The sequence below is a fragment of the Planktothrix paucivesiculata PCC 9631 genome, from assembly GCF_900009265.2.
Lineage (GTDB): Bacteria > Cyanobacteriota > Cyanobacteriia > Cyanobacteriales > Microcoleaceae > Planktothrix > Planktothrix paucivesiculata.
Genome location: NZ_LR734978.1, coordinates 1 through 10,982, shown reverse-complemented (window position 1 = coordinate 10,982; position 10,982 = coordinate 1). Strand labels below are relative to the sequence as shown.

Here is a 10,982-nt window from a genome sequence, read left to right as displayed (position 1 = left end):
ACGCAGAATACCCAATTATACACCATCTGTAGGGGCGAACGGCCGTTCGCCCCTACTAGATATGGTTGTTTTGCATAAGTCCTGATTTCCATACTAATATGAAACAGAAATCCAAATAATTTGTGTCCATTTTTTAGGATTAATAATTTTGATCATTATTTTGTACAATTCATTTAGACTTGCTATAGTTGATTCAATTTCGAGACTTTTTCCGGCGTGGTTTTTCGGGAAGTTTGATTTAAGCGATTAAAAATATAACGAGAAATATCAGGGAAAACTCGTTCATTTTTTGCATAGGCGGGATCATCTCCAAATACGGCTAAAATATAAATGGCTTGATCATTTAAGGTTCTAACAAAGGCGACTTCTTGACGAGAACGACTGGTATAACCGACCTTAGACCCGTAATAAATATCGGGGGGTAAGGATTCTCCTAAAAATCCTTCAACCGAGTTAGCATCAATATTTTTCCAAGCTTTGGGGTTCAAATCTCGGGTTAATAAATAGGCCATTTTCGTACTCGCTAAGGGAGAAATAGCTTGTTTGGTGTAAATCTCATACATTAATCGTGCGGTTTGGTCGGTGGTGACAAAATTTCCTTGGGAATAGGCGGGATTTTCTCGGAGTTGTAAATCTCTACCTATCGGTTTTTCTCCTACTCCGGTAATCGGATAATTTTTAGTGGTTAAATTAATCCCTGTATAACCGGATTTTTCAAAAAATTGATTAACTTGAATGCGTTTTTCTACCCATTTATCTAATTCGGATGGGTCTAAATTTTCCCCTGATTTAGTTTGGGTAATCGCATCAACAATCCGACTAGCTGAATCATTATCAGAAATTCGCATCATCTGGGATAGGTCGGTATAAAAGGGGGATTCCTTGGGAATATATCCTTTTTCTGCATAGCCAAAAAATTGAACCATCCAAAATAATTTAGCAACACTGGCGGGAAATCTCAGGGTATTATTGTTATATCCGGCGAGGGTATGGGTTGAATTATTACTAACATTAATTAAGGTAATTGATAAAGATTCGGTGGGTAATCCTTGGTTTTTAGCAATATCAACTGCACCGTCAATAATCATTTGTAACTCTTGACTTTGGGCTAAATTAGGGGGCGTTTTAATATTATAAACAACAGTTTGATCCGTATCGGTTGTCGCGGGAGCAGAAATCGGAATTATCTGAGTTTGGGGTTGAGGTTTGGCGGCTGGGAATAAGAGTTTTAATACTCCTCCCACTGTCCAGTTCAGGGTTAGGAATAGGGCAATTAAAAAGATAATTCGAGAGTATTTTAATTGGCTGAATCGCTGGGGAATTCTAGTTCTAACTTGAACAGGCGATCGCCTATTAAAACGACGAGGAACAGAAGAACTTCTCACAGAACGACGACGCTGGGTGATGTAGGCCATATTGAAGAAAAATATAGAATAATGGGACAAAGGGCAAGGCAGGATACTTGATTAGATTAATTAATAATTAACTATCAACAACCTAATTATTTATACCTCAATATTGGATTCCGTGCCATCGGGTAAAGTTAAGGCAATTTGATAGATTTGGCGACGGGGAACGGAGGTGGATTCGGCGAGTTGGCGACTGGCTTCAGACCGAGAAATCCCTTGCTCGAACAAGCATTTAAGTTCAGCTTTAAGTTGATCTTCGGTAATTACGGTTGGGGTTTCGGTGACACCCGCAATCACTAAAGTGAGTTCCCCTTTGGGGTTGTGATCTTGATAGTATTGTACGGCATCTTCTACGGTTCCACGCCAAAATTGTTCATGCAGTTTGGTTAACTCCCGGGCAATCACAATCGACCGTTTCGGCCCTAAAATTAGGGCTAAATCTTCTAAGGTTTCCAGAAGACGATGGGGCGCTTCATATAAAATTAGGGTGCGAGATTCGGTTTGTAAAATGCTTAAACGCTGTTGACGTTCTTTATTTTTGGTGGGTAGAAACCCTTCAAAAATAAATCGATCTGTGGGTAATCCCGCCGCACTTAAAGCCGTTAAACAAGCACTCACCCCGGGAATCGGAATCACCGGAATATTTGCTTCAATACAGGCTTTAATTAACTCATATCCGGGATCGGAAATTCCCGGCATTCCAGCATCAGTAACCAAGGCAATTGTATGTCCCTGATTTAGAGATTCTACTAAGCTAGGAATCCGGCGTTGTTGATTATGTTCATGGTAACTGAGTTGGGGAGTTTTAATCTCAAAATGGTGTAATAGTTTGCCCGTATGACGAGTATCTTCCGCCGCAATCCAATCGACAGTTTGTAAAATTTTTATCGCCCGCAAGGTGATGTCTTCTAGGTTCCCAATGGGAGTTCCTACAATATAAAGGGTTCCAGCTTGATTAGTCATCTTAAATTTAAGGCTCTACGGAAATATAAATGTGATATAAAACACACTGCCTCAAGGATAATATTAGATATGCTTGAGGAGAGGATATATCCAGTTCATTGTTAACCATCAGATCAAGTTTGATTAATCCTAACCCACAACAGTTATGAACTGAACCAAAATGCTGACCATATCAGGGTTTCACACAACTACTTTACTGTATAGTAGCCCCACCAGTTTAGTCTATCGGGCCTATTGGATTCCCCATCAACGGCCTGTGGTGCTCAAAGTCCTGGGAGAGCAGGGACGCACCCCAAAACAGGTAGCTCGGTTTCAGCGAGAATATGAACTGATTCAGTCTTTAAATTTGCCAGGAGTGGTTAAGGTTTATGGGTTAGAGTCCCATCATGATCACTCCATGATGATTTTAGAAGATTTTGGCGGATCATCCCTGAGCCAGCTAAAATTGGCTGGTCAGTTAACCTTAATTGAATTTCTGGAATTGGCTATTGGGATTACCAAAATTGTAGGTCAAATCCATGGGTTTAATATTATTCATAAAAATATTAATCCTAGTAATATTATCTTGAATCAAAATACCGAAGTTATTAAACTAATTGACTTTGAAATTGCTAGTATTTTATCTCAAGAAAATCTCAGTTTTATTTCTGCCAATACCCTAGAAGGAACCCTGGGCTATTTATCCCCAGAACAAACCGGACGGATGAATCGAACCATTGATTATCGGAGTGATTTCTATTCTTTAGGCGTAACTTTTTATGAATTACTCACGGGTCGCTTACCCTTTACCAGTGAAGATCCCTTAGAATTAGTTCATAGTCATATTGCTAAAACTCCTATTTATCCCGATCATTATACTAAGTTTAGTCTACCCGAAACCATATCCCAAATTATTCTAAAATTAATGGCAAAAAATGCCGAAGATCGTTATCAGTCAGCCTATGGAATTAAAAGTGATTTAGAACGGTGTTTAGAACAAGTTAAAACTCAAGATTTGATTGAATCCTTTGAACTTGGAAGCCAAGATTTATCGGATAAATTACAAATTCCCGAAAAATTATATGGTCGAAAACAACCCCTTGAAACTCTATTAACTGCCTTTGAACGAGTCACCCAAGGAAATCGAGAATTAATTTGGATTTCTGGTTATTCTGGAGTAGGAAAATCGGCTTTAGTCCAAGAAATTTATAAGCCAATTACGGCTAAACGGGGAATTTTTATTTCTGGAAAATTTGATCAATATAAACGCAATATTCCCTATTTTGCCATAGCTCAAGCCTTAACTGAATTTTGCCATCAAATTTTAACAGAACGACAAGAAGTATTAGAGCAATGGAAACAAAAAATTTTAGATTTTGTCGGGGATAAATGGCAACTTTTAATTGATATTATTCCTGATTTAGAACGAATTATTGGCAAACCTGCTGTCGCCGATAATTTGGATTTACAAGAAACGCCTAACTGTTTTTTACGAGCATTTCAAAAACTGATCCAAGCCCTCACCCAACCCCAACATTCTTTAGTGATTTTTTTAGATGATTTACAATGGGCAGATTGGGCTTCTTTAAACTTAATTAAAACTTTGAGTCAAGATGAAAGCATTCAATATTTAATGATTATTGCGGCCTATCGTCATCATGAATTAAATCTTAATCCCCCCTTAAAATCAACCTTAGAAGCGATTAAAATTACCCAAGACCCCGGAGTTGAAATCAGTCTCGATAATTTAAGTTTATCAGATATTAATGATTTAATCGCCGAAGGATTAAACTGTTCTACCGAAGGGAGTCAATCCTTAACCCATTTAGTCTATCAAAAAACCCAAGGAAATCCTTTTTTTACTCGGGAATTTTTGAAATCCCTTTATACAGAAGGATTATTACAATTTGAGTATCCGACTCAATTATCCTGGACACAGGGGCATAATAAGGGCAAATGGACATGGGATTTTGAACAAATTCAGGCTAAAAATATTACGGATTATCAAGAGATTTGTCCTAAATCTTCCCAAGAACCTCAGCAAATTAACTCAGCTAATTCCTTAGATATTGCCAGTATTTTTAAAGCCTCTCAAGCCCTTTCCCGGGAAATTTCGATTGAGCATTTACTGACAAAAATCATGAAAATTGTTGTAGAAAATGCCGGAGCCCAAAGAGGATATTTAATTTTAGAATCCAATAAACAATGGTTAATTCAAGCCTATGTTACCACGGTTCACAATGGAGTTAAAGTTTTACAAGCGATTCCGATTGAAAGAATTAATCCCCAAACAAATACCCCAGAAGTTTGTAACTCAATTGTTAATTATGTGATTCATACTCAGGATAGTTTAGTGATTCATCAAGCGACCAAAGAGAATAAATTTATCAGCGATGATTATATTATTTTAAATCAGCCTAAATCAATTTTATGTATTCCTCTTTTGAACCAAGGAAAACTGATTGGGATTCTCTATTTAGAAAATAATTTAATGGCTGGAGCCTTTACCTCTGAACGTTTACAAGTGTTAAATTTATTATCTTCTCAAGTGGCAATTTCGATTGAAAATGCTCTCCTATATAAGACATTGGAAACAAAAGTTACGGAACGGACTCAAGCCTTAGAACAGGAGATTTTAGAACGCAAACGGATTGAACAAGCATTACGAGAAAGCCAAGAAAGGTTAGAGTTAGCCATGCGAGGAGCAAACGATGGTTTATGGGATTGGAATATTAGTACAGGCGAAACTTATTATTCCCCTCGCTATCACGAAATGTTAGGCTATACTGAACAGGAATTTAAGCCTAAAATTGATGAATTTATTCAGCGAATTCATCCCGAAGATCAAGAATCTGTGCTTAACCAAATTTATAAATATATTCATCATAAATATGCTAACTATGAAATTATTTTACGAATGCAACATAAACAGGGTCATTATATTTGGATTTTGAGTCGAGGAATTGGTTTACCCGAACGTCCTGGGAAAATGGAAAGAATTGTGGGAATTAATATTGATATTACTGAACGTAAAAAAGTTGAAGAAGCCTTGAAACAGGCTAAGGAAGATGCGGAAGCAGCCAATCGGGCAAAAAGTGAATTTTTGGCAAATATGAGCCATGAATTAAGAACGCCTTTAAATGGAATTTTAGGCTATACTCAAATTTTAAAACGTTCAATAACACCCTCGGAAAAAGATCAAGCCGGAATCCAAATTATTCATCAATGTGGAACCCATCTTCTCACCTTAATTAATGATATTTTGGATTTATCTAAAATCGAAGCGAGGAAACTAGAAATTTCTACGAAAGTCGTCAATTTAGATACTTTTTTACAGGGAGTAATAGAAATTTGTTCGATTAAAGCCAAGCAAAAAGGTTTGGCTTTTATTTATCAACCCCTCTCCCGACTTCCGGTCGCCGTAGAAATAGATGAAAAACGCTTACGACAAATTTTAATTAATTTATTAGGAAATGCGGTTAAATTTACCGACCATGGTGGAGTCACCTTTAGAATTAAAGTCCTAGAAAAACCACCGAATTATTCGAGTTTTTATCAAACTATTCAGTTTCAAATTGAAGATACGGGAATTGGAATCAATCCCGAACAATTAGAAAATATTTTTCTCCCCTTTGAACAAGTAGCAGAAATGTCATACCGTTCCGAGGGAACCGGGTTAGGATTAGCGATTACCGAACGATTAATTAAACACCTAGGAGGAAATTTATCCGTAGAAAGTCACCCCGGAAAAGGTAGCCGTTTTTGGTTTGAATTAAATTTACCAATTTCTACAGAAATACAAACGCCATCTGAACCTAATTCTTTATATTCAATTGTCGGATTCAGAGGAGATAAACGCAGAATTTTAATTGTAGATGATAAACGAGAAAATCGCTTAGTATTGGTGGATTTACTGCAACCTTTGGGATTTGAAGTTGTAGAGGCGAGTAATGGTCAGGAGGGTTTATATCAACTGGAAAACACTCAATTTGATTTAGTGATTGTAGATTTAGTTATGCCGATCATGGATGGTTTTGAAATGACCAGACATATTCGTTTTTCACCGGAATTTAATGATATTCCTGTAATTGCAACTTCCGCTTCTGTTTATCAATGGGATAGGGAACAAAGTCAAAATGCCGGATGTAATGATTTTCTTTCTAAACCTTTAGAAATAGAAGAATTATTTATGAAACTAAAAAATTGGTTAAAATTAGAATGGGAATATAATTATCCGCCCAATTATTTGTCCCAGACTCCATCAGAAAACAACGTTAATTTAGTTATTCCCAGTCCTGAAATTTTATCAACTTTAATCAAATTAGCTAAACGAGGAAGGGTTTTAGAACTGGAAGAAGAAGTAAATAAACTTAAACAGATTAATCCTGATTTAAGTTTATTTACTGATCAAATTAAATCTCTGACCCAGGATTTTAAATTAACCCAAATTAAGGAGTTTTTGAACCAATGTACAATCAACTGATTTTAATTGTTGATGATAATGCTACTAATTTAAAAGTTCTGTCCCAAACCCTAACCAGTGCTGGGTTTCAATTGGCGGTAGCAACCAATGGAGAAGAAGCCTTAGAACAAGTCTTAGAGGAATTACCCGAACTAATTTTACTCGATGTCAAAATGCCTAAAATTGATGGATTTGAGACTTGTATTCGTCTAAAAGCTAATCCTAAAACTAAGGATATTCCGGTTATTTTTATGACGGCACTATCAGAAACCATTGATAAAGTCAAGGGTCTTTCTTTGGGAGCGGTTGATTATATTACAAAACCCTTTGATGAACAGGATGTTTTAGCTAGAGTTCGAGTCCATTTACGGTTAAGAGCGGCACAAAAACAAATTATTTCTCAACAAAAATTAGCCTGTTTAGGAACCATTACCGCCGGAGTTGCTCACGAACTAAGAAATCCTTTAAATTTTGTGATTAATTATGCTCAATCTTCCGTTGATAACTTAAATCAGTTGTTAGTTAATATTCACCCAAATTCAACTTTAGATGCCCCAGAAATTGTAACTCAATTGCATGAGATTATCATTGATGCAGAGGCTATTTATACCCACGGACAACGGGCTAGTCAAATTATTCAAAGTATGATGCAGTTAGCTCATTCTGAACCTGGGGAATATCAATGTGTTAATCTCAATGATCTTTTACATCAAGCGATTAAACTCGCCTATCATAGTTTTCGAGTTAAATATCCAGAGTTTGTGATTAATATTAACACACAATTTGATCCTGATCTGGAGGTCATGGAATTGATTATATCTGATTTGCACAGAGCTTTTATTAATATTATTGATAATAGTTGTTATGCCCTTTATTTAAAAATGCAAGAAAACATAAACCGAGAAGAAAAATTTTATCCCACTTTGTGCTTAACTACAAAAAATCAAGATTCTGAGATTGAAATTAAAATTCATGATAATGGCATGGGAATTCAACCCGAATTCATCGATAATATTTTTACTCCATTTTTTACCACGAAACCCCCAGGACAAGGCATTGGACTCGGCCTATCTTTAACTCATGATATTATTGTTTTACAGCATGGAGGAACCTTACAAGTTGAAGCACAATGGAAACAATATACTGAGTTTATCCTAAAATTGCCTAAAAACCAAAAACAAAATTAATAAAATCGTATTTTTTCTTGAGAAATACAGAGAATTAAATTATACTAAATATCAAATTCTCAAAATCTCAAAGAAATTGTACTTTGCTTCCTTTTTCATCACAGATACTTTTAATAAATTATTCAAACCTAAATCCCATGAACTATTTCTCCGCGCAATCTCCATCTTACCCCACACAACTTCAACTCTATTCCGATTCTGTTGCTATGCCTTTCACCCCTGCTTATATTTTAGTTGTTGATGATGAAACCGAGTTACAACGATTAATTGAAAGACGATTAAAACCTCAGATTGAAACGCGAGAATTTGAGTTTTTATTTGCTAATAATGGTATAGATGCTTTAGATATTTTACGTTCAAATCCTCATATTTGTGTCATTTTAACCGACTTAAATATGCCGGGAATGGATGGCTGGGCATTGCTGGAACAACTGCCTAAAATTGATCCGCTACTGAAAGCCGTTGTTGTTTCTGCCTATGGCGATATTCAAAATATTAGAACCGCCATGAACCGGGGGGCATTTGATTTTTTAACAAAACCCATTAATTTTAAAGATTTAATTGTTACGATCCGAAAAACCATACATATTGTTACTAATAGTCGCCTCCAAAAACAAGAACTTAAAGTTGCTGTTGAGAATTTACAATATCTAGCTCTTTATGATAAACTTACCGGACTTCCCAATCAAAATCATGTGTTAGAATGTATTCGCTCTGCGGTTGATAATCAAGTGGATTTTGCGGTATTTTATTTGGCATTAGATCGATTTAAAGCTATTCGATATGGTTATGGAAAAACCTTGGCTGAAAAGTTTGTAATTCAAGAAGTTGAACGGATCAAAAGCTGTTTGCAACCCTGCGATATTTTAGCTAGAATTTGGAAGGATGAGTTTGTCCTATTTTTACCTAATATAAAATCAGAAATTGTTGCTTTAGACAAAGCCAGTAAACTCCATCAAGCCTTTAAATTATTTCTACCAGAACGCCGAATTACCGCATCGGGAAATACCAGTATTGGCATTGCCTTATCTAGTTTATTATATGAACAAGCGGAGGATTTTTTAAGGGCAGCAGATACCGCAATGCACTATGCTAGAATGCAGAGTCATAAAAATTGTACGGTATTTTTTAATCCAGAAATGCAAGTGGCTGTTTTGAATCGATTACAGTTAGAATCAGATTTAGAAATAGGACTAGAAAATCAAGAATTTCAAGTCTATTATCAACCAATTTACAAGTTAAAAAATAAAAGTTTAGTTGGTTTTGAAGCCCTAGTTCGTTGGCAACATCCCAGTCGAGGATTAATTCCGCCCTCTGATTTTATTCCTTTGGCAGAAGAAACTGGACTTATTATTCCTTTGGGAGAATGGGTACTTCGAGAATCCTGTCGTCAATTTAGTTGTTGGAAAAACCAATTCCCTGAGCAATTTCCCCTAAGTTTGAGCGTTAATTTATCAGGGTTACAAATCTTGAAATCTGATTTTAGTGGCTTAATTGATAATATTATTGAATCTAACATTTTAGAAGGATTCAGTTTAAAACTAGAAATCACTGAAAGTATTTTAATGGAAAACCCCGAAGCTGTTACTCAATACATGAATCAATTCAAGAGTCGCAAGATTCAATTAGTGATTGATGATTTTGGCACGGGTTATTCTTGTTTATCTTATTTACAATCTTTGCCTTTAGATACTTTAAAAATTGATCGTTCATTTATCATAAATATTAATTCTAATCCCAAAAGCTTAGATATCATTAAAACCTTGATTACTTTAGCCCACAGTTTGAATTTAGATGTGGTTGCCGAAGGCGTAGAAACTGAAGAACAAATTAATACTTTAAATTATTTAGGCTGTGAATATGCACAGGGGTATTATTTTTCACCGCCAATTAATGTTGATAAGGTAACTCGGTTATTCCAGAAAAATAGTTAATTTAATTAGATTTTGATGTTTTTGATTTAGAATAAAAATCAGGGGTTTAATAATTTTATGGGACAAGGTTTATTTGTGGGATTAATTACACTCGATCTGATCTATTCTGTTAGTCAATATCCCCAAGAAAATCAAAAAATAGTCGCTTCTGATTATACCGTGGCAGCCGGAGGGCCAGCAACAAATGCCGCTGTTACCTTTAATTGTTTAGGAAATCAATCTATTTTATTAGGGGGATTAGGTATCCATCCCCTAACCCAACTGATTAGAACGGATTTACAGCAATATTCTGTTAATATTATAGACTTAGACTCAACTCGTTTAGAGTCGCCTGCCGTTTCATCTATTATTGTGAATAATACCAATGGCGATCGCACAGTTATCTCAATTAATGCTACAAAATCTCAAATTTTAAACCCCTCAAATTTATCGCAATATTTAGATAATACCGATATTATTTTAATTGACGGTCATCAAATTTCCATTGGTAAAAGTTTAATTCAACAGGCAAAAATCAAACAAATTCCTGTAATTTTAGATGGTGGCAGTTGGAAACCGGGCTTAGAAACCCTTTTACCCGATATTAACTATGCTATTTGTTCTCATAATTTTTATCCTCCCCATTGTCAAACATCTTCAGATGTTTTTACTTATCTTCAAGCGATGAATATTCCTAATATTGCCATTACCCAAGGAGAAAAACCGATCCAATATGTTAGTCTAAAAGCAGGAAGTGGGAGTATTCCTATTCCTAGTATTCAAGCGGTTGATACTTTAGGTGCGGGAGATATTTTTCATGGGGCATTTTGCCACTTTATCCTATCCGAAAACTTCCCCACTGCCTTAGCTAAATCTGCCAAGATTGCGACTGAATCTTGCCTACATTTTGGAACTAGAAAATGGATTAAATTCTTAAATAATTAATAATTCTTGTAGACAATTGCAAACAATTAGGATATAACAGTCATCAGTTAATTACCCATTACCCTGTTACTGAGCGAAGTCGAAGTATTACCCATTACCCATTACCCATTACCCATTACCCATT

General features: G+C 35.7%; 6 protein-coding genes. 4 read left to right on the top strand and 2 right to left on the bottom strand.

Going from position 1 to position 10,982, the window contains the following annotated elements; translation table 11 throughout:
* Positions 1-182: 182 nt before the first annotated feature.
* Positions 183-1,415 carry a serine hydrolase gene (locus tag PL9631_RS00125; protein WP_083616020.1) on the bottom strand — a complete coding sequence of 411 codons (1,233 nt, stop codon included), beginning with the start codon at positions 1,413-1,415 and terminating at the stop codon, positions 183-185.
* Between the two features lie 90 nt (positions 1,416-1,505).
* Positions 1,506-2,372 carry a 16S rRNA (cytidine(1402)-2'-O)-methyltransferase gene (rsmI, locus tag PL9631_RS00120; protein ID WP_083616019.1) on the bottom strand — a complete coding sequence of 289 codons (867 nt, stop codon included), beginning with the start codon at positions 2,370-2,372 and terminating at the stop codon, positions 1,506-1,508.
* 160 nt (positions 2,373-2,532) lie between these two features.
* Here rsmI and PL9631_RS00115 point away from each other — a divergent pair, with 160 nt between their 5' ends.
* The 4 genes from PL9631_RS00115 (at position 2,533) to PL9631_RS00100 (ending at position 10,858) form a co-directional block, all read left to right on the top strand.
* Entirely contained in the window at positions 2,533-6,834 is a 4,302-nt protein-coding gene (locus PL9631_RS00115; protein ID WP_083616018.1) for an AAA family ATPase, read from the top strand.
* Entirely contained in the window at positions 6,819-8,000 is a 1,182-nt protein-coding gene (locus PL9631_RS00110; RefSeq protein ID WP_083616017.1) for a hybrid sensor histidine kinase/response regulator, read from the top strand. The genes PL9631_RS00115 and PL9631_RS00110 overlap by 16 nt, the downstream gene beginning before the upstream one ends.
* 137 nt (positions 8,001-8,137) lie before the next feature.
* Positions 8,138-9,934, top strand: coding sequence for a putative bifunctional diguanylate cyclase/phosphodiesterase (locus PL9631_RS00105; protein ID WP_231516591.1), 1,797 nt, complete (start codon positions 8,138-8,140; stop codon positions 9,932-9,934).
* Positions 9,935-9,991: 57 nt separating this feature from the next.
* Complete coding sequence (locus PL9631_RS00100) at positions 9,992-10,858, top strand: sugar kinase (RefSeq protein WP_083616016.1); 867 nt, start codon at positions 9,992-9,994, stop codon at positions 10,856-10,858.
* The last annotated feature ends 124 nt before the right edge of the window (positions 10,859-10,982 follow it).